Consider the following 25909-nt stretch of genomic DNA (forward strand, 5'->3'; position numbering starts at 1 on the left):
GAGGGTTCCGAGGCGCGGTGGGTGCGCTCGCGTCGCCTGGACCAGAGCCACTTCTGGGCGAGCAGCGTGAGCGTGCCGGCCAGGACGATGCCGAGCAGGTTCAGCAGCAGCTGCACGGTGGAACCCCAGGTCTGCCGGGGGTCGCCGTAGGCGAGTGCCACGGCCGCGTTGGCGGCGGCCGGGACGGTGGTCACCGAGATGGCGACGCCGACCAGGGCGCCGGACTTGGCCGAGGTCAGGGAGAGCGTGCCGGCGGCTCCGGCGAGGACCGCCACGACGAAGGAGAACCAGTCGGGGGCGTAGACGAAGCTGGTGTTGGGCCGTGGGGCCTCCAGCCTGCTCTCGCTGAACAGCCCGACGGCGTCCATGAAGACGCTGAAGCCCACCGTCACCGCCATCGCCAGCGCGAAGCCCACCAGCAGCGCGGTCAGCGACCGCAGCGCCGGCCGCGGGGCCAGCTGCACAAGTGCGGTGCTCAGACCCGCCAGCGGACCGAACTCCGGTCCGACGGCCATGGCGCCCACGATGAGGATCGCGTTGTCCAGCAGCACACCGCAGGCCGCGATCATGGTGGCGAGCGTGATGAACGCCAGATAGGTGACCGACAGCGTCGACTCCTCCTGCGTGGCGTCCGCCAGGTGCTCCCACAGCACCGCGTCCGCGCCCTCGCCGGGCGCCTCCTCCTCGGCCTTCTCGGCCCGCTTGGACAGCGACAGTTCGATGTTCTCCACGGCGATCGAACCGGTCTGCTCGATCCCCAGCCCCCGCAGGCCGGTGAGGAGTTCGTGACCCGCCTCGCGTGCGACGTCGCACATCACCACGTCACCGGCCGGGTCCCGGGCCGCGCCCCGCAGCACGACGAGGTGCGTGGCGCCCACCGTCCTCTCGATCAGCCGCACCACGGCATCGGTGCGCCCGGCGGGCGTGATCAGTCGCAGATGCAGCATGACGGCAGCGTAGAGGTCACAGCTTGCGCAGGCTCAGCCGCTGCACCTTGTGGTCCGGGCCCTTGCGCAGCACCAGCGTGGCGCGGCCCCGGGTGGGTGCGATGTTCTCCACCAGATTGGGCTTGTTGATCGTCCGCCACATGGTGCGGGCGTAGTCGAGGGCCTCGTCCTCCGACACCTGGGTGTACTTGCGGAAGTACGAGGAGGGGTCCTGGAAGGCGGTCCCGCGCAGCTTGCGGAACCGGTTCAGGTACCACTGCTCGATGTCCTCGGTGCGCGCGTCGACGTACACGCTGAAGTCGAAGTAGTCGGCGAGACCGACCCTGGTGCGGCCGTCCTTGCCGGGCAGGGCGGGCTGGAGGACGTTCAGGCCCTCGACGATGAGGATGTCCGGGCGGCGGACGGTGAGCTTCTCGCCGGGGACGATGTCGTAGATCAGGTGCGAGTAGACGGGCGCGGTCACCTCGCTCTTGCCGGCCTTGATGTCGGCGACGAACCGGGTCAGCGCCCGGCGCTCGTACGACTCCGGGAACCCCTTGCGGGACATCAGGCCGCGCGCCTGGAGTTCTCGGGTGGGCAGCAGGAACCCGTCGGTGGTGACCAGCTCGACCCGCGGGTGCTCGGGCCAGCGGGAGAGCAGCGCCTGGAGCAGACGGGCCACGGTCGACTTGCCGACGGCGACCGAACCGGCCACCCCGATGACGAAGGGGGTGCCGGACTGGGAGCCCTGCTCGCCGAGGAAGGTGTTCAGCGCGCCGCGCAGCCCGTCCGTGGCACCGACGTAGAGGTTGAGCAGCCGGGACAGCGGCAGGTAGATGTCCCGCACCTCGTCGAGGTCGATGACGTCGCCGAGGCCGCGCAGCCGCTCGACCTCCTCGGCGGTGAGCGGCAGCGGCGTCTTGTCGCGCAGCGCGCTCCACTCGGCTCGGGTGAGGTCGACGTAGGGAGTCGCCTCCGGCCGGGACCGGTGGGCGCTCCGGGGCATCGAGGGGACCGGAGAGATCACAGTCCATTGTTAACGGAGTTCGAAGGGGGCGGGGGGTGGGGTGTGTCACGCCGGCCCCGTTCCCCTCGTCACGCGCACGCGTGTGTGCCGCCGGTGATCACGTCGGCGTCACGGTCGGATACCGGGTGGTGAAAATGTTGATCATCTGTGCCCTGGCTGTGCGTAAAGTGCACGTAAAGCGCTGCGGAGGGGTTTCCGCAGATCCGAAGAGAAAGAGGCTTGCCCTCGTGAGTTCCCTGGTGATCCGCCGTACGGCCCTCGCCGCGTCCGCCGCCGCCCTCGCCCTGCTCGCCACCGCCTGCGGCGGCTCCTCCGACGACGGGGACAAGGGCGACGCGGGCAAGACGACTCAGGCCGACAAGACGGCGTCCGCCACGCCCGCCGTGGCGAAGCCGCTGACCGCCGCCGAGCTGGAGAAGGCCGCGCTGACGCAGGCGGACGTCAAGAGCGGGAAGGTCACCACCAAGGTCGCGGCGGGGGACAACGTCGCGCAGGACAAGGTGAAGGCGGAGGACGAGGCGTGCGCGCCGCTCGCCCTGCTCCAGGCCGGTACCTACACCGGCACGCCCTCGGCGACGGCGAAGCGCTCGTGGGCGAGCGACGCGAAGAAGCCCGAGCCGGGCGCCGACCCCGAGGACGCCATCATGACCGGCCTCGACCGGACGAAGGTCGTCGAGACGCTCTCCTCCTATGCGGACGGCGGCGCCGAGCAGGCGATGAAGGACCTGAAGGCGGCCGCGCAGAAGTGCGCCGGCGGCTTCGCCTACACGGCGCTCGGCACCAAGACCACGGTCGTCAAGGTCGCCGTCACCGACGCGCCGCAGGGCGCCGACGAGGCGCTGGCCCTGACCTCGACGGTGTCCGCCGACGGCGTCAAGTTCCCGATGAAGAGCGTCATCGTCCGCAAGGGCGCCACGCTCGCCTACTTCCCGGCCGTCAACCTCGCCTCCGGCGCCTCCGGCAAGGACTTCCCCTTCCCCGCCGAGCTCGTCGACGCCCAGCTCGCCAAGCTGAAGTGACGTGAGGTCATTCCCACCGGAGGCGTTCCTACCCCGGTGGGAATTTCCGATTTCGGGCACGGAGAGGCGGGTTTCGGCGGCTGACGGGCCGTAGGCTGCGGGCCATGTGCGGAATCGTGGGATACGTGGGGTCGCAGTCGGCGCTCGAGGTCGTGATGGCCGGGCTGAAGCGGCTGGAGTACCGGGGTTACGACTCGGCCGGTGTCGCCGTGCTCGCGGACGGCGGGCTGGCGGCGGCGAAGCGGGCCGGGAAGCTGGTCAACCTGGAGAAGGAACTGGTCGAACGGCCGCTGCCGACCGGCTCGACGGGCATCGGCCACACCCGGTGGGCCACCCACGGCGCTCCCACGGACACCAACGCCCACCCGCATCTCGACAACGCCGGACGTGTCGCCGTCGTCCACAACGGCATCATCGAGAACTTCGCGTCCCTGCGGGCGGAGCTCCAGGAACGCGGCCACGAGCTGTCCTCCGAGACCGACACCGAGGTCGTCGCCCACCTGCTCGCCGAGGAGTTCTCCGCGACCGCCGACCTCGCCGAGGCCATGCGGCTGGTGTGCCGGCGGCTGGAGGGCGCGTTCACGCTGGTCGCGGTGCACGCCGACGAACCCGGCGTGGTCGTCGGCGCCCGCCGCAACTCGCCGCTGGTGGTGGGGGTCGGCGAGAGCGAGGCCTTCCTCGCCTCGGACGTCGCCGCGTTCATCGCCCACACCCGCTCCGCGATCGAGCTGGGCCAGGACCAGGTGGTGGAGCTGCGCCGGGACGGCGTCACCGTCACCGGCTTCGACGGGCAGCCCGCCGAGGTCCGCTCCTACAACGTCGACTGGGACGCGGCGGCCGCCGAGAAGGGCGGCTACGACTACTTCATGCTCAAGGAGATCGCCGAGCAGCCCAAGGCGGTCGCCGACACGCTGCTGGGCCGCATCGACGGGGCCGGGAACCTGACACTGGACGAGGTGCGCATCTCCGCCTCCGAACTGCGCGAGATGGACAAGGTCGTCATCGTCGCCTGCGGTACGGCCTTCCACGCGGGCCTGATCGCCAAGTACGCCATCGAGCACTGGACCCGCATCCCCTGCGAGGTGGAGCTGGCCAGCGAGTTCCGCTACCGGGACCCGATCCTGGACGCGCAGACGCTGGTGATCGCCATCTCCCAGTCGGGCGAGACGATGGACACCCTGATGGCGCTGCGCCACGCCCGCGAGCAGGGCTCGAAGGTGCTGGCCATCTGCAACACCAACGGCTCGACGATCCCGCGCGAGTCGGACGCGGTGCTGTACACGCACGCGGGCCCGGAGGTCGCGGTCGCCTCCACCAAGGCGTTCCTGACCCAGCTGGTGGCGTGCTACCTGGTGGCGCTGTACCTGGGCCAGGTGCGGGGCACCAAGTGGGGCGACGAGATCCGGGCCGTCATCCGCGACCTGTCGCAGATCGGCGGCGCGGTCGAGCGGGTCCTTCGGACCATGGAGCCGGTACGGGCACTGGCCCGCTCCCTCGCCGGGAAGAACACGGTGCTGTTCCTGGGCCGGCACGTCGGGTATCCGGTCGCTCTCGAAGGCGCCCTGAAGCTGAAGGAGTTGGCGTACATGCACGCCGAGGGCTTCGCGGCGGGCGAGCTGAAGCACGGGCCGATCGCCCTCATCGACCAGGATCTGCCGGTGGTCGTGGTGGTGCCGTCGCCGCGCGGCCGCTCCGTGCTGCACGACAAGATCGTCTCCAACATCCAGGAGATCCGCGCCCGGGGCGCCCGGACGATCGTGATCGCGGAGGAGGGCGACGAGGCCGTCGTCCCGTACGCGGACCATCTGATCCGCATCCCGGTGACCCCCACCCTCCTCCAGCCCCTGGTCGCCACGGTCCCCTTGCAGGTCTTCGCCTGCGAACTGGCCACGGCCCGCGGCAACGAGGTCGACCAGCCCCGCAACCTCGCGAAGTCGGTCACGGTGGAGTGAGCGAACACGGCGGCGGCAGCCGGAGGGATCAGACCCGGTCCAGCGGCCGGTGCGGCCCTTCCGGCAGCTCCGCCTCGATCGCGTCGCCGGGGCGCACCACGCCGCCCTCTCGGACGACGCTCATGATCCCGGCCTTGCGCACGATGTTCCCGGCCGCATCGCGGCCGACGACCTGCTTCAGCAGCCCGTCCCGGAAGGCGTCGATCTGCACACAGGGGTTGCGCAGCCCGGTCACCTCCAGCACCGCTTCGTCGCCGATGCGCAGCAGGGTGCCGACGGGCAGGCCGAGCAGGTCGATGCCGCGGGTGGTGATGTTCTCGCCCAGCTGACCGGGAGCCACCTGGAACCCGGCTCCCGCGACCTCGGCGAAGAGCTCCGCGTGGATGAGGTGGACCTGGCGCAGGTTCGGCTGGGTGGGGTCCTGCGCGACACGCGAGCGGTGCTTGACCGTCACGCCGGCGTGGACGTCCCCCTCGACCCCGAGGCCGGCGAGCAGCGTGATGCTGTCCCGGTTCGGCTTGGTGAACGAGTACTCGGCATTGCTGCTGACCGCCGTCACTGTCGCGCCCATGACCCCGAATCCCCCTCTTCAGTCGGTGATACCCCCCCGGCAGCCTACGACGCGGCGCCGGGTGCCGTGCGCCGTCACGGTCCGGCGATCGCCGGAACCCGTCGGCGGCGGCACGGCCGTAGGGTGCTCGGCATGAGCATCATCGGGGTCGGAATCGACGTCGCCGAGATCGACCGGTTCGCGGAGTCGCTGGAGCGGACGCCCAATCTGGCCAAGCGGCTGTTCGTGGCGGACGAGCTGCTGCTGCCGGGCGGGGAGCGCCGGGGCATCGCCTCGCTGGCCGCGCGGTTCGCCGCGAAGGAGGCGGTCGCCAAGGCCCTCGGCGCGCCCGCCGGGCTGCTGTGGACGGACGCGGAGGTGTACGTCGAGGACAGCGGGCGTCCGCGGCTGAGGGTGAAGGGCTCCGTCGCGGCCCGCGCGGCGGAACTCGGGGTGCGGGCGTGGCACATCTCGCTCAGCCATGACGCCGGGGTGGCCTCGGCGGTGGTGATCGCGGAAGGATGACGGACCGTCACCGGCCGCCGATGCCGCTCTCCATGACGCGCATGGCGAGCACCGTGGCGTCGTCCTCCGGGTGGGGGCCGGTGAGCTGGTGGCAGGAGTCCCGGTCGAGGTCCGGGCCGCGGCGTTCGGTCAGGCCGTCCGAGTGGAGCAGGACCACGTCACCATGTGCCGGGGGCTTCTCCCTCCCCGCCTCTCGGTTTCCTCCGCATCGTCCGGTCTTCTCCTCCCGGTTCCCGTGCGATGACGGGCGTATGCGGGGCAGACTCGACCGCATGCGTACCGCGTACAGCGTCGAGACGGTCAGGACAGCCGAGCGCGCGCTCATGGCGCGGCTCCCGGACGGCGCCCTCATGCAGCGTGCCGCCGCCGGACTCGCCGCCGCATCGGCGGACCTGCTCGGGGGCGTCTACGGCCGCCGGGTGGTCCTCCTCGTCGGCAGCGGCGACAACGGGGGCGACGCCCTGTATGCCGGGGCCCGGCTGGCCCGCCGCGGCGCCGGGGTCGCCGCCGTGCTGCTCGCTCCCGACCGCACCCACCCGGGAGGCCTCGCGGCGCTGCGCCGCGCGGGCGGCACGGTCGCCCGGCCGGACGCGGCCGACCGGCTGATCGACCGGGCCGACCTCGTGATCGACGGGATCGTCGGCATCGGCGGCAAGGGGGGCCTGCGCCCCGACGCCGTACCGCTGGCCGAGCGCGCGGCGCGCTCCGGGGCCGTCGTCGTCGCCGTGGACCTGCCCAGCGGGGTGGAGGCGGACAGCGGCGAGGTGCGCGGAGCGGCGGTCCGCGCCGACCTGACCGTCACCTTCGGCACCCACAAGCCCGGACTGCTCGTGGACCCGGCCCGCGAGTACGCCGGGACGGTCCGCCTCGTCGACATCGGCCTGGGCCCCGAGCTGCCCGCCGAACCGGAACTGGAAGCCCTCCAGCACGCGGACGTCGCCGCCCTGCTGCCCAGGCCGGCCGTCGAGAGCGACAAGTACCGCCGGGGCGTCGTCGGCATCGCGGCCGGCTCGGCCCGCTACCCCGGTGCGGCCGTGCTCGCGGTGTCCGGCGCGCTGCGCGGCGGCGCGGGGGCCGTACGGTACGTCGGACCCGCCGGGCACGCGGTGATCGCGCGCTTCCCCGAGACCCTGGTGTCCGACCAGGGGCCGCACAAGGCGGGCCGGGTGCAGGCCTGGGTGGTGGGGCCGGGGGCGGGGGACGACGTGGCGACCGTCTCGGAGGTGCTGGACGCGGACGTCCCCGTCCTGCTGGACGCGGACGGCCTGCGCCTCGCCGACCGGGAGGCCGTACGGGCCCGCAGCGCGCCGACCCTGATGACCCCGCACGCGGGCGAGGCCGCCGCGCTGCTCGGTGTGGCACGGGAGCAGGTGGAGGCGGCCCGGCTGGCCGCCGCCCGGGAACTCGCCGCCCGCTACCGCGCGACCGTCCTGCTCAAAGGCTCGACCACGCTGATCGTCGACCCGGACGGCGGCCCGGCGCGGGTCAACCCGACCGGCACCCCGTGGCTGGCCACGGCCGGCAGCGGCGACGTCCTGTCCGGGCTCGGCGGGTCCCTGCTCGCGGCCGGCCTGTCCGCCCGTGACGCGGGCGGCGTGGCGGCCTACCTGCACGGCCTGGCCGGCCGCCTGGCCGCGAAGGGCGCGCCGATCGGCGCCCACGACGTGTCCGACACCATTCCCCGGGCCTGGCGCGATGTCCGGCGGACGCGGCCGGAGGCACGGGGGCGGTAGGAGCCGGTGCGAGGTGGCCGTCGGGCCGGGGCGGCGGTCTGACGAAGCCTGCAGTCCGTGGGAGCCGAGGTCCGGAGGCCGGTGGTCCGGGGGCGGTGGTTCGGGAGGCGGTGGTGCGGGGGGCGGTGGTCTGAGGGTGTCGGGGTTCGGGGGCCTGCGGGCTGTGGGAGTCGGTGGCCCGGAGGGAGTCGGCGGTCTGAGGAGGCCGGCGGCTGGAGGAAGCCCGCAGTCCGAGGAGGCCGGCGGCCGGAGGGAGTCGACGGTCCGAGGGAGTCGACGGTCCGAGGGAGTCGACGGTCTGAGGGGGCGTCGCCTCGAGGTCGTCGTGAGCCGCCCCGTCCCGGTCCCGGCCGAACGGTGCTGTGGGGCCGTCCGGGGCCTCTGAGACACTGGGCGCGATGAACGAGACAGCACACCCGCGGACGGCACCGCTGCGTGCCCGCGCCGAGATCGACCTGGCCGCTGTGCGCGCCAACGTCCGGGCGCTGCGCGAGCGGGCGCCCGGCGCGGCCCTGATGGCCGTGGTCAAGTCCGACGCCTACGGCCACGGCGCGGTGCCGTGCGCCCGTGCTGCCGTCTCCGCGGGGGCGACCTGGCTCGGCACCGCCACGCCCGAGGAGGCCCTGGCGCTGCGCGCGGCCGGACTGTCACCCGGCCGGGTGAGGATCATGTGCTGGCTGTGGACGCCCGGCGGGCCGTGGCGAGAGGCCGTCGAGGCGGACGTGGACGTGTCCGTGAGCGGGATGTGGGCCCTCGCGGAGGTCCGTGAGGCGGCCCGGGCCGCCGGCCGGCCCGCCCGCGTCCACCTGAAGGCCGACACCGGGCTCGGGCGCAACGGCTGCCAGCCCGCCGACTGGCCCGAACTCGTCGCCGAGGCCCTGCGTTCCGAGGCCGACGGGCTGGTCCGCATCGCCGGGCTCTGGTCCCACTTCGCCTGTGCCGACGAGCCGGGCCACCCCTCCGTCGCCGCCCAGCTCGACCGCTTCCGCGAGATGGTCGCGCACGCCGAGCGGAAGGGTGCGCGCCCCGAGGTGCGGCACATCGCCAACTCGCCCGCCACGCTCACCCTGCCCGAGGCCCACTTCGACCTCGTCCGGACCGGGATCGCCCTGTACGGCATCTCACCCAGCCCGGAACTCGGCTCCCCGGCCGACTTCGGGCTGCGCCCGGTGATGACCCTGTCCGCCTCGCTGGCCCTGGTGAAGCATGTGCCGGGAGGGCACGGCATCAGCTACGGCCACCACTACGTCACCCCGGGGGATACCACCCTCGGGCTCGTGCCCGTCGGTTACGCGGACGGCATCCCGCGCCACGCCTCCGGCACCGGGCCTGTCCTGGTCGGCGGCAAGTGGCGTACGGTGGCGGGCCGGGTCGCCATGGACCAGTTCGTGGTCGACCTGGGCGGCGACGAACCCGAGGTCGGAACGGAAGTCGTGCTCTTCGGCCCCGGCGACCGCGGCGAACCCACCGCCGAGGACTGGGCGCAGGCCGCCGGCACGATCGCATACGAGATCGTCACACGCATCGGAACGCGCGTTCCCCGCGTCTATGTGAACGAGGAAGAAGAACCGGAGCGGGGGCGGGAAGCGGGAGCGGAGCGCGACGCGTAGCGCGGACGGCCCACGCGGGAACGGGGCGGCGGTCCGGCCGCGCCGCGTCCCCGAACGCCAGTACGGTGCAGACCGTGACCGTCACGAGCAGCGGTACGGCACAGGACGGCACAAGGCATCAGCACGGCGCAGGACGACAGCACGGCGCAACGCGTCGGCACGGCAGCACGAGGAGGAGCGGTACGTGAGCGAGAGCAGTGCGGTGGCCGCCGCCTCCGCCGCGATGACGTCCGGCGGCTGGCGCCGGGCCACCGGTATCGCGGGCGCCGCGCTGGGCGTGGTGGCGGCGGGCGCGGCCGCCACCGTCGCCATCGAGCGGATGACCGTCGGCCGCGACATGCGCAGGAGGGCCCGGCTGGCCCTGGACTCGGCCGGTCCCTACGGCACCCTGCGCGGCACCCCGGGCAGGGCGTACGCCGACGACGGCACCGAGCTCTACTACGAGGTCGACGACGTCGACCCCGAGACCGCCGTGGACCTCGGCCCGCGCCGCCGGAGGCTCTTCGGGCGCCGGACACCCGCACCCGTCACCGTCGTCTTCAGCCACGGCTACTGCCTCAGCCAGGACTCCTGGCACTTCCAGCGGGCGGCGCTGCGCGGCGTCGTACGGACCGTGCACTGGGACCAGCGCAGCCACGGCCGGTCCGCGCGGGGAGTGGGCCAGATACGCGACGGCGTGCCGCTGACCATCGACCAGCTGGGCCGCGATCTGAAGGCCGTGATCGACGCCGCCGCGCCCGAGGGGCCGATCGTGCTGGTCGGGCACTCCATGGGCGGTATGACCGTGATGGCCCTGGCCGCCCAGTACCCCGAGCTGATACGGGAGCGGGTCGTCGCCACCGCCTTCGTGGGGACGTCCTCCGGACGGCTCGGCGAGGTGAACTTCGGGCTTCCCGTCGCCGGCGTCAACGCCGTGCGGCGGGTGCTGCCGGGCGTGCTGAAGGCGCTCGGGCAGCGCGCCGAGCTGGTGGAGAAGGGGCGGCGGGCCACCGCCGACCTGTTCGCCGGGATCATCAAGCGGTACTCCTTCGCCGGGCGTGACATCGACCCGGCGGTCGCCCGGTTCGCCGAGCGGATGATCGAGAGCACGCCGATCGACGTGGTCGCCGAGTTCTATCCGGCCTTCACCGACCACGACAAGACGGAGGCGCTCGGCCTCTTCACGGACCTGCCGGTGCTGGTCCTGGCGGGAGTGGACGACATGGTCACGCCCAGCGGGCACAGCGAGGCGATCGCCGACCTGCTGCCCGAGGCGGAGCTGGTGCTGGTCCCGGACGCCGGGCACCTGGTGATGCTGGAGCACCCGGAGGTCGTCACCGACCGGCTCGCCGACCTGCTCGCCCGCGTCGGCGCGGTCCCGGCAGGCATTACCGTGGGTGGCTATGGAAGCACCAGCAGCACCGCACAGCCCGGCTGACCGCGAGCCCGTCGAGATCACCGTCACCTCTCCCGAGCAGATGCGGGAGCTGGGCCGCCGTCTCGCCAAGCTGCTGCGCGCCGGTGACCTCGTGATGCTCAGCGGTGAGCTGGGCGCGGGCAAGACCACGCTGACCCGGGGGCTCGGCGAGGGCCTCGACGTGCGCGGCGCCGTCACCTCCCCGACCTTCGTGATCGCCCGCGTGCACCCGTCCCTCGGCGACGGCCCGCCCCTCGTGCACGTCGACGCCTACCGGCTGTCCGGCGGGCTCGACGAGATGGAGGACCTGGACCTCGACGTCTCGCTGCCGGACTCCGTGATCGTCGTGGAGTGGGGCGAGGGGAAGGTCGAGGAGCTGACCGACGAGCGGTTGCAGGTCCTGATCCACCGGGCCGTCGGGACTGCGCCCTTCCGGGGGGAGACCCCCGGACCCCCGGGAACGGACGAGGTGCGCCATGTGACGGTGACCGGGATCGGCGACCGGTGGGCGGCCGTGGACCTGGACGTCCTGACCGCCTGAGCACCGGCGGGGCGGGCTCCGGCCAGGGAGCCGGCATGCCTTGCGCCGCGCGCCCGGACGTGGTCACATGGTGCTCAGCTCGAAGTTAGGTTTACCTAACTTCGCCCGCTCCCGAGCCCAGGAGGGCGACCATGCCGACCTCCCAGCCCACCGAGCCGAACGAGCCGCCCACCGACCGCCGGCCCGGCCCGCACGCGGTCGCGGGGGTGCCCATGGCCGATCTCCTGGCCTCCTGTGCGGCAGCGGCCGCCGTCTCCCGCCCGCCACAGCCCCCGGCCCCCGCGGACGCCCGCCAGGCCGCCCACCCGGCCCGCCGCGCCGGGAAACGGCGGCGGCAAGCGGTGTAGCCCTGTCGGACGGCGTAGCCCTATCGGATGACGACGACCTTCTGGCCGATCGTCGCGAACATCCACATGGCCTCGCCGTCCGTGCGGGACTCGCGGATGCCGCCGGTTTTCACCGAGGTGTCGGGGGTGGGGGCGGAGCCCGAGCTCGAGGGCACCGCCGCGCTGAAGCCGATCACCACACCGTTGACGGTGGTGAAGCGCACGACGTGTTCGACCGGGATGCCGTCCGTGCCGGTGACCGCCTTCGAGCGCGAGGTGACCGCGTAGGTGCCCGGGAGCGGGTCGACGCTGCCCGGGCTGACCGTGAAGGTGTTCTCCACCCGGCCGCTCTCACTGACCAGCCACACCCGGTCGTCGTCCACCGAGTACACCACCCGCTCACCCGTGCCCGAGCCGGCGGGCAGTGCGGCCGGGTGCCGTTGGTCGCGGGGCGCCTTCGTGGGGGCCGGGGTGGGCGAGGCCGTGGCGCCGTGCGCGTCCCTCAGGCTCGGGGGCACGCTCGCCCGCGCCTGGTAGGCGAGGAAGCCGACCGTGGCGACGGCGGCCGCGGTGAGCCCGGCCACGAATCCCGAGCTGCTCCTTGCCACGGTCGTCCACCTCTGCGCCAGTCGCTGTACCCGTGCCGCCGCACGGCACGCTCGCGACGGTAGCAGCCGCGGCGCCCCCGACCCGGACGGCCGTGCCGACCCCGCCGGAGCCGTAGGCTGTTTGCGTGCTCTTGCTCGCTCTGGATACCGCCACCCCCGCCGTCACCGTCGCCCTGCACGACGGCACGGCCGTCATCGCCTCGTCCAGCCAGGTCGACGCCCGCCGGCACGGAGAGCTGCTGCTGCCGGCCGTCGACCGGGTCCTCGCCGAGGCCGGGCTGGGACTGGACGCCGTCACGGGCATCGTGGTCGGCATCGGCCCCGGCCCCTACACCGGGCTGCGCGTCGGCCTGATGACCGCCGACACCCTCGGGCTCGCGCTCGGCGTCCCCGTGCACGGCGCGTGCACACTCGACGGCCTCGCCTACGCCGCCGACGTCCCCGGCCCCTTCGTCGTGGCCACCGACGCCCGCCGCAAGGAGGTCTACTGGGCGCGTTACGCCGACTCCCGCACCCGTCTGACCGACCCGGCCGTCGACCGGCCCGCCGACATCGCCGACGAGGTCAAGGGGCTGCCCGCGGTCGGCGCGGGCGCACTGCTCTACCCGGACACCTTCCCGCAGGTGCACGAGCCGGAGCATGTGTCGGCCGCCGCCCTGGCCCGCCTGGCCGCCGAGCGGCTGGCCGCCGGCGAGGAGCTGCCCGCGGCCCGGCCGCTGTATCTGCGCCGGCCGGACGCCCAGGTGCCCAAGAACTACAAGGTGGTCACCCCCAAGTGACGGATCAGACGAAGAACGGGAACGGGACCGCGGCCTGCGCCCTGCGGGAGATGCGCTGGTGGGACATCGACCCGGTGCTGGTGCTGGAGAAGGATCTGTTTCCCGAGGACACCTGGTCGCGGGGCATGTTCTGGTCCGAGCTGGCGCACTCCCGCGGCGGGCAGGCGACCCGGCGGTACGTGGTGGCCGAGGAGAACGGCCGGATCGTCGGCTACGCCGGTCTCGTCGCCTCCGGTGACCAGGCCGACATCCAGACCATCGCGGTCGCCCGCGACCACTGGGGCACCGGCCTCGGCGCCCGGCTGCTGACCGAACTGCTGCGGGCCGCGAGCGCCTTCGAGTGCTCCGAGGTGATGCTCGAGTGCCGCGTGGACAACGTCCGCGCCCAGCGGCTCTACGAGCGCTTCGGCTTCGAACCCATCGGCTTCAGGCGTGGCTACTACCAGCCGGGGAACGTGGACGCCCTGGTGATGCGCCTGTCCGATCCCGCGACCCCCCGTAACCCCGTCAACGGCGTACAAGGAACTTGAGACCCATGGCTGACACCCGGGACGAGCCGCTCGTCCTCGGCATCGAGACCTCCTGCGACGAGACCGGCGTCGGCATCGTCCGCGGCACCACGCTGCTGGCCGACGCGGTCGCCTCCAGCGTCGACGAACACGCCCGTTTCGGCGGTGTCGTCCCGGAGGTGGCGTCCAGGGCCCACCTGGAGGCGATGGTCCCCACCATCGACCGCGCGCTGAAGGAAGCCGGGGTGAGCGCGAAGGACCTGGACGGCATCGCGGTCACCGCCGGCCCCGGCCTGGCGGGCGCGCTGCTGGTCGGTGTCTCGGCGGCGAAGGCGTACGCCTACGCGCTCGGCAAGCCGCTGTACGGCGTCAACCACCTCGCCTCGCACATCTGCGTGGACCAGCTGGAGCACGGCCCGCTGCCCGAGCCGACGATGGCGCTGCTGGTCTCCGGCGGCCACTCCTCCCTCCTGCTGTCCACGGACATCACCTCCGACGTACGCCCCATGGGCGCGACGATCGACGACGCCGCAGGCGAGGCCTTCGACAAGATCGCGCGCGTGCTGGACCTGGGGTTCCCCGGCGGTCCGGTGATCGACCGGTACGCGCGTGAGGGAGACCCGGAGGCGATCGCGTTCCCGCGCGGCCTGACCGGCCCGCGCGACCCGGCGTACGACTTCTCCTTCTCCGGCCTGAAGACGGCGGTGGCCCGCTGGATCGAGGCCAAGCGGGCGGCCGGAGAGGAGGTCCCGGTGCGGGACGTCGCGGCCTCCTTCCAGGAGGCGGTGGTGGACGTCCTGACCCGCAAGGCCGTACGCGCCTGCAAGGACCAGGGCGTGGACCATCTGATGATCGGCGGTGGCGTGGCCGCCAACTCCCGGCTGCGCGCCCTGGCCCAGGAGCGCTGCGAGGCGGCCGGCATCCGGCTGCGCGTGCCGCGCCCCAAGCTGTGCACGGACAACGGCGCGATGGTCGCCGCGCTCGGCGCCGAGATGGTCGCCCGGGGCCGGGCCGTCTCCGGCTGGGACCTGTCGGCCGACTCCTCCCTGCCGGTCACGGACCCGCACGTCCCCGGCGACCTTGGTCATGCGCACGACCATGTGCACGAGATCAGCAAGGAGAACCTGTACTCGTGACCGTCGCGCTGATGTGGGAGGCCCGGGCGGCCGGGGGCCGGGGCGCCGAACTGCTCGCCTGGGTGCGCGAACAGCGCCTGGCCCGGGAGCCGTTGCGCCGGGAGACCTTCCGCGCCGCGCAGGACCGGGTACTGGTCATCACCTGGTGGGACGCCTCCTACGACGCCGAGCTGCCGGAACTGCCCGAGCCCGACGCCGGGTCGGTCACCCGGCCCGTGCACCGGTGGCGTTTCGAGTCGCTGGGCGAGGACGCGGATCACTGAGTGGTGCGCCGGGCCGCCGATGCGCTATGATCATCACACGCGAGCGGGTGAACGAGGGCCCGCGAGCAGTGCGTTGGTGGTCCAAGGAAAGACGTCCCGCTTCCTGCGGGGAGATGCAGGTGCAAGGCCTGCCCGGCGCTCGACTAAACCCCGCTCCGGCTCTGCCGGGGCGGGGTTTTCCGTGTCCCGTACACGGCGTTCCGTACACGGCGTTCTCCCAGCGGCGTTCTCTGTGGACGTCACGTCGAAGGCCCGCCTCCCCGAGGGAGACGGGCCTTTTCCGTCCGGTGCTCGGCCGGTTCGGTGCTCGGCCGGTCCGGTGCTCAGCCCTCCTGCGAGATCTCCGTCTCGCAGCGCAGCCGCCGCTCCAGCCCGACTTCCCGCACGGGTCCGGTCAGGGTCAGGCGGGTGGTGTGGCGGACGTCCGCCGCGGAGGCCGCCAGCCGCAGTTCCAGCGCGCCGGGCTCGACCACCCGGCGGCCCGACCGGTCGGTGAACGCCGACAGGTCCGCGTGGAAGCGGAACGTCACGCGGCTCGACTCGCCCGGGGCCAGCTCGACCCGCTGGTAGCCGATCAGGCGCACGTCCGGCCGGGTCACCGCCGCCACCGGGTCGTGCAGGTAGAGCTGGACGACCTCCGCGCCCGCCCGGTCACCGGTGTTGCGGACCGTCAGCGAGAGGTCGTGGCCGCCGTCCGTGCCGATCTCCGTGCGCTCGCCGCCCTCGAAGTCCTCCCACGCGAAGGCCGTGTAGGAGCGGCCGTGCCCGAACGCGTACAGCGGTGTCGGGTCCAGGTTGCTCACCTCGCCCGCCAGGCCCAGCGGCGGCTGGAGGTACGTCCACGGCTGGCCTCCGGGGCCCCGCGGCACGCTGACCGGGAGGCGGCCGGAGGGGTTCACCCGGCCGGAGAGGACGCCGGCCACCGCGGGGCCGCCCTCCTCGCCGGGGAAGAACGCCTGCACCGCCGCGGCCAGGCGGCCGTCCCAGCGGCCGAGCGCGTAGGGGCGGCCGGTCAGGAGGACCAGGACGACGGGCACGCCGGTGCCCACCAGCGCGTCCAGCAGCGCGCCCTGCACCCCGGGCAGCGCCAGGTCGGCCACGTCGCAGCCCTCGCCGGACGTGCCCCGGCCGAACAGTCCGGAGCGGTCGCCGAGCACCGCCACGCACACGTCCGCCTCGCGGGTCCGGGCGACCGCCTCCTCGAAGCCGGAGGTGTCCGGGTCCGAGACGCCGCAGCCCTCGGTGTACGTCACCTTCGTGTCGGGGAGCTCGGTGCGCAGGGCGTCCAGCACGGTGGGGATCTCGATACCCATGGGGGTCTCGGGGTGCTGGGTACCCACGTGGGAGGGGAAGGAGTAGCAGCCGAGCATCGCCAGGGCGTCCGCGGCGCGGGGGCCGACCACGGCGATACGGGTGTCGGGGGAGAGGGGGAGCACGCCGTCGGGGTTGGCCAGCAGGACCACCGACTCCTCGGCCAGACGGCGGGCCACGGCCCGGTTCTCGGCCGAGTCCAGGTCGATGGACTCCGTGGGCAGGTCCGGGTCCCAGTCCTCGTCCAGCAGGCCCAGTTCGCACTTTTGGACCAGGACGCGGCGGGCCGCGCGGTCCACCAGCTCCTGCGGGACCGTCCCGGCCCGTACCGCCGCCGCCAGGTCCTTGCCGTAGCACTTCAGGGTGGGCAGTTCGACATCGATGCCGGCGGCCAGGGCCAGGTGCGCGGACTCGGCGGGACTGCCGGCGACCCGGTGCAGGGTCTGGAGGAAGTCGATGGCGAAGTAGTCGGCGACCACCGTGCCCGTGAAGCCCCACTGCTCGCGCAGGAGTTCGGTGAGCAGTTGCGGGTCCGCGGAGGCCGGGACGCCGTCCGTCTCCGTGTACGCCGCCATCACCGAGCGGGCTCCGCCCTCGCGCAGCGCCATCTCGAACGGCGGCAGCGTGACGTCGGCGAACTCGCGGGTGCCGGCCCGGACGGGGGCCAGGTTGCGGGCGCCCGCGGAGGAGGCGTACCCGGCGAAGTGCTTGAGGGTGGCGACGATCCCGGCGGACTCCAGGCCCCGCACATACGCGCTGCCGATGGTGCCGACCAGGTAGGGGTCCTCGCCGATGGTCTCCTCGACCCGGCCCCAGCGCAGGTCGCGGACCACGTCCAGGACGGGGGCCAGGCCCTGGTGCACGCCCACGGAGCGCATGTCCCGGCCGATCCGCGCGGCCATCGCCTCCACCAGGGCGGGGTCGAAGGTCGCGCCCCAGGCCAGCGGGACCGGGTAGGCGGTGGCGCCCCAGGTGGTGAAGCCGGCCAGGCACTCCTCGTGGGCGACGGCGGGGATGCCGAAGCGGCCGGCCTCGGCGATACGGCGCTGGGCGCGGGCCAGCGCCTGCGCGCCCAGCGCCGGGTCCACGGGGGAGGTGCCGAAGGAGCGGGTGAGCTGGCCGAGGCCCTGGGTGATCAGCTCGTCCCAGTCGTAGTCGGTGTTCATGTGCTGCTGGTGCGGGGCGACTCCGTCGCCGTCCGTGGCGGCGCCCACCCACACGCCGTACAGCTGGGCGATCTTCTCCTCGAGGGTCATCCGGGAGATCAGGTCGTCGACGCGGGTGGCGGCGGGCAGGGCGGGGTCACGCCAGGGGGCGGTGGTCATGGAACTCCTGTCAGAGTCGTCGGGGAAGGGTGCGTTCACTTGCCGCCCACGCCCATCAGTCCGCCGACGAGGGCACGCCGGGCCACCAGATAGACGGCGAAGATCGGGATTCCCGAGAGGACGACCGAGGCGAGCAGGGCGGGGATGTTCACCCCGAACTGGCTGACGTAGTTGAACAGGCCGAGGGTCAGCACGCGCGGGCCGTCGGACTGGGTGAAGATCAGCGGGAAGAGGAAGCCGTTCCAGGCCTGGAGCGCCGAGTAGATGACGACGGTGCTGATACCGCCCTTGGTCATCGGGATGACCAGCTGGAAGAGCATGCGGGTGGTGGAGGCGCCGTCCAGGGACATCGCCTCGTACATCTCCTCGGAGATGTCCCGCATGGTGCCGGTGAGGATCAGCGTGGACACGGGCATGGCGAAGGCCGCGGTGGGCAGGATGATCGCGAGCAGGCTGTCGTAGAGGTTCAGCTTGGCGATCATCAGGTAGAGCGGGACCACGACCGCCTGCGCGGGGATGGCCACGCCGAGCAGGAACAGCCGGAAGGTCGCGCCCGACCAGAAGGTGCGGGAGCGCACGGCCACGTAGGACAGCGGGACGCACAGCGCCAGCACGATCACGACGACCGCCGCCGCCACGAGCAGCGTGTTGAGCAGGAAGTGGCCGAAGCCGTTGTGCAGGACGGTGTTGTAGTTGTCCAGCGTGGGGTGGCTGGGCGGCTTGAGGGCGTTGTTGCCCAGCGCCTGGTCCTGGCGGGTCAGCGAGACCGAGATCATCGCGTAGATCGGGATGATCACCACGACCAGCCACAGCACCGACCCCGCACCCGCGAGCGGGTTGGGGCGTCGGGTCCAGTGCCGCCGGCGGCGGCCGGGGTCCGCGGCGGACGGGCGGGCGGAGGTCTTCACAGGACGCGGACGTCGCAACGTGTCGTGTGACATCTCGTCACATTCCTTCCCTGGTGCTGCGCATGTTCCCGAAGCCGGAGAGCCGCACCAGCAGCAGCGACAGCGCGGTGGCGGCGACGACGAGGAAGGACGCGACGGCGCTCGCGTAGCCGAAGTCGTAGTTCTTGAAGCCCGCCTGGTACATCAGGTACGGCAGGATCGCGGTGTCCGTGCCCGGACCGCCCTGGGTCAGGATCAGCACGGTCTCGAAGTACGTCAGCGAGCCGACGATCATCAGCACGCTGGACGTGGTCGCCGTGTTGCGCAGCTGGGGCAGGGTGATGGAGAAGAACTGGCGGTAGCGGCCCGCGCCGTCCATCGCGGCCGCCTGGTAGAGCACCTCGGGGATCTGCCGGGCCCCGCCCTGGTAGATCAGGGTGTGGAAGGGGATGAACTGCCAGCCGCCGACGAACACGATCGCCAGGAAGGCGCCGGAGGTCGTGCCGAGCGTGTCCCCGTGGATGATGCCGAAGTTCGGGTCGAGCAGGGCGTAGAACAGCAGCGAGATCGCCGTCGAGGACAGCAGGAACGGCACGAAGAAGACCGCGGACAGGAACGCGCGGTTGCGCTGGCGGCCCGCCGCCCAGACTCCGAGCAGCAGCGACACCACCGTCTGGAAGGCCCAGCTGACGAAGGTCAGCAGGACGGTCACCGTCAGCGACTGGGTCAGCCGCGGGTCGTCGAACAGCTTCTGCCAGTTGGCGAGGCCCACCGGCTCGGGGTCGCCGAGGCCGTTCCACTTGGTGAAGGAGAGGTAGAACGCCAGCGCCATGGGGGCGACGGCGAAGAACGTGAAGAACAGGACGGCGGGCAGGGCCCAGACGGCGCTCGGGCGGCCCGCCCGCACGCCCCTGCCGGGCCTGCCCTTCGCCCGGGTGGTGACCGACGAGCTCACTTCAGCCCCTTGAGCGCCGAGACGAACTGGCTCGGCGACGACTTGCCCACGAACAGCTTGTTGATCTCGGTCAGCATCGGCTGCGACACGTTCGGGTCGACCGCCTGGTCCCAGCTGAGGGTGAACGCCGGGGCCTGCCGCACCATCTGGTACTGGAACGTGGCGAACTCCGGGTTCGGGGAGGCGTCCAGCAGTTTCTCCGCGATGGTCGTGGTCGGGACGTCACCGTTGGCGATCAGATCCTTGGTGTACGCCTCGGAGGCGCAGTCGCGCAGGAAGGCTATGGCCGCGTCCTTGTTGGAGACCCGGGCGTTGACCGACCAGTAGTTGGTGGGGTTGCCGACGACGTTGCGGATGTCGCCGGCGCCGCCGTCGTAGCTCGGGAACGCGAACCAGCCCAGGTCCTTCTTGGCGAAGTCCGGGAACTTGCCGAGCTGCGTGGGGTACTCCCAGGAGCCCATCAGGTGCATGGCCGCCTTGCCCTTGGCGAGCATCGCGGGCGCGCCGCCGTTGGTGTACGCCACCGAGCTGAAGCCCTTGCCGAAGGCGCCGTCGTCGATGAGCTGCTTGACCGTCTCCGCGGCCTTGAGCACGGCCGGGTCGCCCCAGGCGGAGGCGTCGCCGTCCTTGATCTTGGCGAAGACCTGGGGGCCGCCGATGCGGTCGACCAGGTACTCCAGCCACATCAGCTCGGGCCAGATGTCGGCGCCGCCGAGCGCGAAGGGGGTGATCTTCGCCTTCTTCAGCTTGGCGTTGAGGTCGAGCAGCTGGTCCCAGGTCTTGGGCTCCTGGAGCTTGTGCTCGGCGAACAGGGTCTTGTTGTAGAACACCAGCACGGGCTGCATGCCGCGCATCGGGATGCCGTACATCTTGTTCTCGAGCGCCCCGGAGGCGAGGACGGAGGGCAGGAAGCCGCCCTTGAGGACCGAGTCGGACTGGATGGTGTCGGTCAGGTCGATCAGCTGGTTGGCTTCCTTGTACGCCTTGATCGAGCCGCCGCCCCAGTTGAAGAACACGTCGGGGGCGTTGGGCGAGCCCATCGCGGTGCGCAGCTTGGCCGGGTACTCCGAGCCGGGCACCTTCTGCAGCTTGACCTTGCCCTTGGCCGTCTTGGCCGCCGCGGAGGCGTTGAACCGGGTGACCGCCTTCTCCTGTACCTTGACGGCGTCGTCGCCGTACACCATCGCGTTGACGGTGCCGCCGCCCGAGCCGCCCGAGCCGCTGCCGGAACCGCAGGCGGTCAGTCCGGCGGCGGCGACGACGCCCGCGCCCGCACCGAGGAACCAGCGTCTGCTGTAGGACTCCATAAGGCGGCACCTTTCAAAGATCACTCGGGCAGGACGCTGTGTCGGTTACCCGAATGTTTCGGATGTTACTTCGAATGTTCCGGGAACGTAAGACGTTCTGGGGGGTTCGTCAAGAGGTCTCGCAGAGATACGATCTCGGACCATGAAGCCGATGAAGACCGCAGAAACCCGCACAGCGACACTTGCCGAGATCGCCCGCGAGGCAGGCGTGTCGGCTCCGACTGTTTCGAAGGTCCTCAACGGCCGTGCCGATGTCGCCCCGAGCACGCGCAGCCGGGTCGAGGAGCTGCTGCGCGCCCACGGCTACCGGCGCAGACGAGCCGAGGCCACCCGCTCACCCCTGATCGACCTGGTCTTCCACGAGCTGGAGAGCGCCTGGGCGATGGAGGTCATCCGGGGCGTGGAGAACGTGGCCCGGGACGCGGGCCTGAGCGTGGTGCTCTCCGAGAGCGCGGGCCGGCTCACCCCCGGGCGGACCTGGGCCGACCAGGTCGCCGCCCGCCGCCCGCACGGCGTGGTGCTCGTGCTGTCCGGGCTCGACGAGTCCCAGCGGGCGCTGCTGACCAGCCGGTCCATCCCGTTCGTGGTGATGGACCCGGCCGGCGACCCCGGCACCGACGTGCCCTCGATCGGCGCGACCAACTGGCAGGGCGGCCTCGCCGCCACCCGGCACCTGGTCGAGCTCGGCCACACCCGTATCGGCGCGCTCAGCGGGCCCTCACGGATGATGTGCAGCCGCGCCCGGGTCGACGGCTACCGGGCCGCGCTGGAGACGGCGGGGCTGCCGGTGGACCCCTCGCTGATCGTCACCGGCGACTTCCACCACGAGGCCGGCTACCGGCTGGGCCTGAAGCTGCTGGGCCGCGAGGACCGGCCGACCGCGGTCTTCGCGGGCAACGACCTGCAAGCGCTCGGCCTGTACGAGGCGGCCCGGGAGCTGGGGCTGCGCATCCCGGAGGACCTGAGCGTCGTCGGCTTCGACGACCTGCCCGTGGCCCGCTGGGTGGGGCCGCCGCTGACGACCGTGCGGCAGCCGCTGACGGAGATGGCCGAGGCGGCGGCGCGGCTGGTCCTGGACCTCGGGCGCGAGGAGGAGACGGCGGTGGCGACCCGGGTGGAGCTGGCGACGAGCCTGGTCGTCCGCAGCAGCACGGCGGCGCCGGCGGCGTGAGAACGGTGCCCGCGGAAGGCTTCGAAAGTTTCGAAGACGCGGATCGAGGGCGCGCTCACCCGTTCGGATGATCATCCGGCGTCCGGGCGTGCGCCGGTCCGCGACTTCGTAGCGTCACCGCTGTCGCTTGTGCCGTAGTGGCGCTCCCGCCCACACTTGAAGGAGGAGGCGCTTCACGATGACCGCTCTCGCAGAAGAGGTGGCCCCGGTGGTGGCAGACGAGCCGGTTACCGAGCCGGGTTCCGGCCTGGACGAGGTCCTGTGGCAGGCGTGGAAGGCCATGGATCTCCCCGAGGGCTACCGCGCCGAGATCATCGAGGGGACCATCGAGGTGTCGCCTACCGGTCGCCGTCGTCACACTGTCCTCATCGGCCGCATTCGCCGTGCGCTTGACGCTCATCTGGCGAACAGCGGCTATGCGGCTCATCATGACGGCAATGTCATCCATCGCCACAAATCCTGGATTCCCGACCTCTTCGTGGCTCCTGTCGACCTCGACGAGATCCCCGACGAGGAGGGACTCGGCGTCGACGCCTCCGGGGTCAAGATGGTGATCGAGGTCACCTCGCCGGGGCATCGCAACCTCCAGCGCGACCGCGTCCGCAAGCGCCGGGAGTACGCCCGGGCGGGGATCCCGGTGTACGTGATCGTCGACGACTTCGACGACGAGGGTGCTGTGGTCGTGCTGACCTCTCCCGACCCCAGGAAGGCCAAGTACGCCGACGAGCACCGCGTGCCCTACGGCACCGACGCGGTGATCCCGGAGGGACCGGCCAAGGGGTTCGCCGTGGGCAAGGCGATCGTGGCATCCTGACCGGTCGCGTGGCCGGTCGGGTCAGCCCGCCGGGTGCCCGAGCAGCATGGTGGGGGCGCCGGCGACGCGCGTGAGGAACACCGTCGCCACGCCTCTCCCGTGCGGCTTGGGCAGCACTTTGCGGCGCAGCTCCTCCGGCTCGACGGCCGAGCCGCGCTTCTTCACGGTCAGAGCGCCGACCTCGCGCTCCCGCAGCAGCGCCTTCAGCCTCTTGACGTTGAAGGGGAGGCGGTCGGTGATCTCGTAGGCGGTGGCGTACGGGGTGGGCCGGAGCTCGTCGGCGGTGACGTACGCGATCGTCTCGTCGAGCAGGCCGCCGTCGAGGTCCGCGGCGACCTCGGCGACGAGGTGGGCGCGGATGACGGCGCCGTCGGGCTCGTACAGGTAGCGGCCCAGCGGGCGGACCGGGGGGTTCGCCAGGCCCCGGCCGCGCAGGCTGTGCGGGCCGGGGAGCAGCGTCGCCCGCACCAGGCCCGGCTCGGTGCCGAACCACAGCACCGCCTCCTTCACGTCCCCGCCGTCGGAGATCCACTCGGCCTCGGCCTGCGGCGGCACCGCCTCGTGCGGGACACCGGGGGCGATCTTCAGGGCGGCGTGCGGGGCCTTGAGGGCGGTCTCGACCGCCCAGGAGAGCGGCGGCGAGTAGGCCTCCGGGTCGAAGATCCGCCCGCCCGTCGCCCGGCCACCGCCCCTCAACGACGCGCTGCGCGCGGCACCCGCTGGTCTGCCGCCCCTTCGGGCCGGGTCGACGAACACCGCGTCGTACGGGGCGGTGTCGACGTCCGTCACGTCCGCCTCCCGCACCTCGATCAGGCCGGAGAGCCCGAGGGCCTCGGCGTTCGCGCGGGCCGCGGCGGCCGTGACCGGGTCGCGGTCGACCGCGAGGACCCGGATCCCGGCGCGGGCGAGGGCGATCGCGTCGCCGCCGATGCCGCAGCACAGGTCGGCGAGCGAGGTCACGCCCAGTCCGGCGAGGCGCGCGGCCCGGTGGGCGGCCACGCTCGCCCGTGTCGACTGCTCGACCCCGTTCGGCGTGAAGAACATCCGCCGCGCGTCCTCGGCCCCCAGCTTCGCCGCCGCCCGCTGCCGCAGCCGTGCCTGACCGAGCGCCGCCGACACCAGTCCGGCGGGGTGGTCGCGGCGCAGGCGGGTGGCGACGGCGAGTTCGTCGGCGGGGTCGGTGTCGCGCACCTCGTCGAGGAGGGCACGGCCCTCGGGGGTGAGCAGGGCGGCGAAGGCGTCGAGCGGGGCCTGTGGGTCGTTCACGGGCTCATTGTCGGCCAGTCGGTGGACGGTGTGCCCGGCGGCCGCGGTGTCGTCGCGGGTCGGGGCCGGTGGCCTGCGAGGATCCGGCACCATGAGAGCAGTCGTACAAAACGATAAAAAGCGCCCCCCGGTGGTCCGTTCTCCCCGGCGCAGGGCGGGTGTCCGCGCCGGGCTCGCCGTCCTCGCCGTCGCCGCCCTCGCCTCCGGCTGCTCCGAGCCCGACGCACCGGTACCGCCCGCCCCGGGCCAGCAGCTCGGCCAGGCGCCCGCGGCCCGCGCCCTCGACTCCTACGCCACCCGGCTGCGCGCCTCCTACACGGCCCGGGTCGCCGCCGCCCGGCGCTGGGGCCTAAGGCAGGTCCCCCTCACACCTCCGAAGCCCCCCGCCGTGAAACCGAGGATCACCGCCCGCCCGGGCTTCGAGGTGAGCCGTCAGAAGGACTGGTACCTCCCCCCGGTCTTCACCACGGTCCCCACCGAGGACAAGGTCGTCTTCCTCACCATCGACGACGGCGCGGAGAAGGACCCCGCCTTCCTGCGCATGATGAGCGACCTGAGGATCCCCTACACGGCGTTCCTCACCGACTACCTCATCAAGGACGACTACGCGTACTTCCGGAAGATGCAGGCCTCGGGGGTCACTCTCAACAACCACACCCTGCACCACCCCTATCTGCCGGGTCTGTCCTACGAGCAGCAGCGGCGCGAGATCTGCGACATGCAGGACATCATGGAGGACCAGTTCGGCAAGCGCCCGAAGCTCCTGCGCCCGCCCTACGGCAACTACAACCAGGACACCCTGGCCGCCGCCAAGTCCTGCGGCATCGAATACGCCCCGATCTGGAACGAGGAGGTCTTCGTCGACCACTGGGAGTTCCGCGAGGACGACCAGCGGCTGCGCCGCGGCGACATCGTCCTCACCCATTTCCGGGGCCGCAAGGAGTGGAACGGCACGATGGCCGACGACATGCGCCGGTTCCTGAACTACGTGACGGCCAAGGGGTTCGCGGTGGCCCGGCTGGAGGACTACCTGTGACGCTGCGGCCGTGGCCCCGGCGCACGGCCGCGCTCCTGCTCGCGGCCGCACTGCTGCTCCTGGCCGGCTGTGCGCCCTCCGTCGACCCGATCGAACGGCTGGGCCGCAAGGCGGCACAACGGGTACGGCCCGAGACGCCGGCCGCCGGGGAGGCGTACCGCCGCTGGGGCCTCGCGGCCCCGCTGTCCCCGCCTCCGCACCCGCCGGCCCGCCCGCTGCGCCTCACCACGCGGGCCTCCGCCCTGCCCCCGGTCCTGGACCACGTCCACACCTCCGACCGGGTCGTCTTCCTCACCTACGACGACGGCGCCGAGCGGGACCCGCGATTCGTCGACATGGTCCGCGAACTGCGGCTGCCGGTCGGCATGTTCCTCACCGACAGCGTCGTCGGGCCGGGCTACGGGCACTTCGGGCGCCTGCTCTCGGCCGGCGCGGACCTGGAGAACCACAGTCTGGACCACCCGTCGCTGCGCGGCCTGCCGTACCGGGCCCAGCGCGCGGAGATCTGCGGCCAGCGCGACAAGCTCCACGGCCGCTTCGGCGTCCGCGCCCGCCTCTTCCGCCCGCCCTACGGCGCGTACGACACCACGACCCTGAGCGCCGCCGCCCACTGCGGGGTCTCGGCGGTCGTCCTGTGGCGCGCGTCGATGAAGGAGACCGACCTGCACTTCACCCACGGCCGCCACTCCCTCCGCCGCGGCGACATCCTCCTGGTCGCCGCCAACGACGACGACCTCGACGGCCCGCCCCTCCACACCCGCACGACCCGCCTCCTGCGAAGAATCCAGGAGGAGGGCCTGACGGTGGGGAGGCTGGAGGACTACCTGTGACGAAACACCCCGTCCGGGGGCTCCGGGGGGGGATCGAGGACGAGGCCGTTCAGGCCGGAGCGGGGGTCTGGGGGCGGCAGCCCCGAGGGCCGGTCACCACAGGACGC

General features: G+C 72.6%; 26 protein-coding genes. 16 read left to right on the forward strand and 10 right to left on the reverse strand.

Annotation, left to right across the window (positions count from 1 at the left end):
* Positions 1-947, reverse strand: a 947-nt coding sequence (locus R2S09_RS06790; protein WP_316740144.1) for a DUF389 domain-containing protein, incomplete at its 3' end; no start/stop codon positions are given.
* A gap of 16 nt (positions 948-963) precedes the next feature.
* Positions 964-1932, reverse strand: a complete 969-nt coding sequence (gene coaA / locus R2S09_RS06795; RefSeq protein WP_306190433.1) for a type I pantothenate kinase — start codon at positions 1930-1932, stop codon at positions 964-966.
* A 248-nt stretch (positions 1933-2180) separates the two neighbouring features.
* Here coaA and R2S09_RS06800 point away from each other — a divergent pair, with 248 nt between their 5' ends.
* On the forward strand, positions 2181-2972 hold the full coding sequence (locus tag R2S09_RS06800; protein WP_316740145.1) for a hypothetical protein: 792 nt from the start codon (positions 2181-2183) through the stop codon (positions 2970-2972).
* A 104-nt stretch (positions 2973-3076) separates the two neighbouring features.
* Positions 3077-4924 carry a glutamine--fructose-6-phosphate transaminase (isomerizing) gene (gene glmS / locus R2S09_RS06805; protein ID WP_316740146.1) on the forward strand — a complete coding sequence of 616 codons (1848 nt, stop codon included), beginning with the start codon at positions 3077-3079 and terminating at the stop codon, positions 4922-4924.
* Positions 4925-4952: 28 nt separating this feature from the next.
* On the opposite strand, the gene R2S09_RS06810 is transcribed toward glmS, so the two are convergent.
* Entirely contained in the window at positions 4953-5495 is a 543-nt protein-coding gene (locus R2S09_RS06810) for an MOSC domain-containing protein (RefSeq protein ID WP_316740147.1), read from the reverse strand.
* 132 nt (positions 5496-5627) lie between these two features.
* On the opposite strand from R2S09_RS06810, the gene R2S09_RS06815 reads away from it, so the two are divergent.
* Entirely contained in the window at positions 5628-5999 is a 372-nt protein-coding gene (locus tag R2S09_RS06815; RefSeq protein WP_306190437.1) for a holo-ACP synthase, read from the forward strand.
* Between the two features lie 7 nt (positions 6000-6006).
* Here R2S09_RS06815 and R2S09_RS06820 read toward each other — a convergent pair whose 3' ends face one another.
* Complete coding sequence (locus R2S09_RS06820; RefSeq protein ID WP_316740148.1) at positions 6007-6156, reverse strand: hypothetical protein; 150 nt, start codon at positions 6154-6156, stop codon at positions 6007-6009.
* Between the two features lie 115 nt (positions 6157-6271).
* Here R2S09_RS06820 and R2S09_RS06825 point away from each other — a divergent pair, with 115 nt between their 5' ends.
* The 5 genes from R2S09_RS06825 to R2S09_RS06845 all read left to right on the forward strand — a co-directional run bounded on the left by R2S09_RS06825 (position 6272) and on the right by R2S09_RS06845 (position 11626).
* Positions 6272-7732: an NAD(P)H-hydrate dehydratase gene (locus R2S09_RS06825; protein ID WP_316740149.1), complete on the forward strand. Its 1461-nt coding sequence runs from the start codon at positions 6272-6274 to the stop codon at positions 7730-7732.
* 398 nt (positions 7733-8130) lie between these two features.
* Positions 8131-9342 (forward strand): alanine racemase, encoded by a 1212-nt coding sequence (gene alr / locus R2S09_RS06830; RefSeq protein ID WP_316740150.1) that lies wholly within the window; start codon positions 8131-8133, stop codon positions 9340-9342.
* A gap of 184 nt (positions 9343-9526) precedes the next feature.
* On the forward strand, positions 9527-10759 hold the full coding sequence (locus R2S09_RS06835; protein WP_306190441.1) for an alpha/beta fold hydrolase: 1233 nt from the start codon (positions 9527-9529) through the stop codon (positions 10757-10759).
* Entirely contained in the window at positions 10725-11279 is a 555-nt protein-coding gene (tsaE, locus tag R2S09_RS06840) for a tRNA (adenosine(37)-N6)-threonylcarbamoyltransferase complex ATPase subunit type 1 TsaE (protein ID WP_306190442.1), read from the forward strand. Before R2S09_RS06835 ends, tsaE begins: the two co-directional genes overlap by 35 nt.
* Before the next feature lie 131 nt (positions 11280-11410).
* Positions 11411-11626: a hypothetical protein gene (locus R2S09_RS06845; RefSeq protein ID WP_306190444.1), complete on the forward strand. Its 216-nt coding sequence runs from the start codon at positions 11411-11413 to the stop codon at positions 11624-11626.
* Positions 11627-11646: 20 nt separating this feature from the next.
* Here the strand turns inward: R2S09_RS06845 and R2S09_RS06850 are convergent, their stop codons facing one another.
* The gene (locus R2S09_RS06850) at positions 11647-12213 is read right to left on the reverse strand and encodes a hypothetical protein (RefSeq protein ID WP_316740151.1); all 567 of its coding nucleotides are present in this window, start codon (positions 12211-12213) and stop codon (positions 11647-11649) included.
* A 125-nt stretch (positions 12214-12338) separates the two neighbouring features.
* Here R2S09_RS06850 and tsaB point away from each other — a divergent pair, with 125 nt between their 5' ends.
* From tsaB to R2S09_RS06870, 4 genes are read left to right on the forward strand one after another with little or no spacing between them, the layout of a single operon-like run.
* A complete protein-coding gene (tsaB, locus tag R2S09_RS06855) occupies positions 12339-12992 on the forward strand; it encodes a tRNA (adenosine(37)-N6)-threonylcarbamoyltransferase complex dimerization subunit type 1 TsaB (RefSeq protein ID WP_306190446.1) in 654 nt (217 codons plus the stop codon).
* Between the two features lie 50 nt (positions 12993-13042).
* A complete protein-coding gene (gene rimI / locus R2S09_RS06860) occupies positions 13043-13522 on the forward strand; it encodes a ribosomal protein S18-alanine N-acetyltransferase (RefSeq protein WP_316740332.1) in 480 nt (159 codons plus the stop codon).
* A gap of 5 nt (positions 13523-13527) precedes the next feature.
* Positions 13528-14637 carry a tRNA (adenosine(37)-N6)-threonylcarbamoyltransferase complex transferase subunit TsaD gene (gene tsaD / locus R2S09_RS06865; protein WP_316740152.1) on the forward strand — a complete coding sequence of 370 codons (1110 nt, stop codon included), beginning with the start codon at positions 13528-13530 and terminating at the stop codon, positions 14635-14637.
* Positions 14634-14900, forward strand: coding sequence for a hypothetical protein (locus R2S09_RS06870; RefSeq protein ID WP_306190448.1), 267 nt, complete (start codon positions 14634-14636; stop codon positions 14898-14900). Before tsaD ends, R2S09_RS06870 begins: the two co-directional genes overlap by 4 nt.
* A gap of 323 nt (positions 14901-15223) precedes the next feature.
* Here R2S09_RS06870 and R2S09_RS06875 read toward each other — a convergent pair whose 3' ends face one another.
* The 4 genes from R2S09_RS06875 to R2S09_RS06890 are packed head-to-tail and all read right to left on the reverse strand — an operon-like array spanning position 15224 to position 20685.
* The gene (locus R2S09_RS06875) at positions 15224-17536 is read right to left on the reverse strand and encodes a glycoside hydrolase family 3 N-terminal domain-containing protein (RefSeq protein ID WP_306190449.1); all 2313 of its coding nucleotides are present in this window, start codon (positions 17534-17536) and stop codon (positions 15224-15226) included.
* A gap of 35 nt (positions 17537-17571) precedes the next feature.
* Positions 17572-18477, reverse strand: a complete 906-nt coding sequence (locus R2S09_RS06880; RefSeq protein ID WP_306190450.1) for a carbohydrate ABC transporter permease — start codon at positions 18475-18477, stop codon at positions 17572-17574.
* A gap of 4 nt (positions 18478-18481) precedes the next feature.
* On the reverse strand, positions 18482-19378 hold the full coding sequence (locus R2S09_RS06885) for a carbohydrate ABC transporter permease (RefSeq protein ID WP_306190451.1): 897 nt from the start codon (positions 19376-19378) through the stop codon (positions 18482-18484).
* On the reverse strand, positions 19375-20685 hold the full coding sequence (locus R2S09_RS06890) for an extracellular solute-binding protein (protein ID WP_316740153.1): 1311 nt from the start codon (positions 20683-20685) through the stop codon (positions 19375-19377). Before R2S09_RS06890 ends, R2S09_RS06885 begins: the two co-directional genes overlap by 4 nt.
* 142 nt (positions 20686-20827) lie before the next feature.
* Between R2S09_RS06890 and R2S09_RS06895 the strand changes: the two genes are divergently transcribed.
* On the forward strand, positions 20828-21856 hold the full coding sequence (locus tag R2S09_RS06895) for a LacI family DNA-binding transcriptional regulator (protein ID WP_306190453.1): 1029 nt from the start codon (positions 20828-20830) through the stop codon (positions 21854-21856).
* 178 nt (positions 21857-22034) lie between these two features.
* The gene (locus R2S09_RS06900) at positions 22035-22670 is read left to right on the forward strand and encodes a Uma2 family endonuclease (RefSeq protein WP_316740154.1); all 636 of its coding nucleotides are present in this window, start codon (positions 22035-22037) and stop codon (positions 22668-22670) included.
* A gap of 21 nt (positions 22671-22691) precedes the next feature.
* Here R2S09_RS06900 and R2S09_RS06905 read toward each other — a convergent pair whose 3' ends face one another.
* Positions 22692-23936 carry a THUMP-like domain-containing protein gene (locus R2S09_RS06905; protein WP_316740155.1) on the reverse strand — a complete coding sequence of 415 codons (1245 nt, stop codon included), beginning with the start codon at positions 23934-23936 and terminating at the stop codon, positions 22692-22694.
* A 91-nt stretch (positions 23937-24027) separates the two neighbouring features.
* Here R2S09_RS06905 and R2S09_RS06910 point away from each other — a divergent pair, with 91 nt between their 5' ends.
* Both R2S09_RS06910 and R2S09_RS06915 read left to right on the forward strand, forming a co-directional pair.
* Positions 24028-24972, forward strand: a complete 945-nt coding sequence (locus R2S09_RS06910) for a polysaccharide deacetylase family protein (RefSeq protein ID WP_316740156.1) — start codon at positions 24028-24030, stop codon at positions 24970-24972.
* Positions 24969-25802, forward strand: coding sequence for a polysaccharide deacetylase family protein (locus R2S09_RS06915; RefSeq protein WP_316740157.1), 834 nt, complete (start codon positions 24969-24971; stop codon positions 25800-25802). The genes R2S09_RS06910 and R2S09_RS06915 overlap by 4 nt, the downstream gene beginning before the upstream one ends.
* The last annotated feature ends 107 nt before the right edge of the window (positions 25803-25909 follow it).

The organism is Streptomyces sp. MK7 (genome assembly GCF_032658145.1).
Lineage (GTDB): Bacteria > Actinomycetota > Actinomycetes > Streptomycetales > Streptomycetaceae > Streptomyces > Streptomyces spiralis.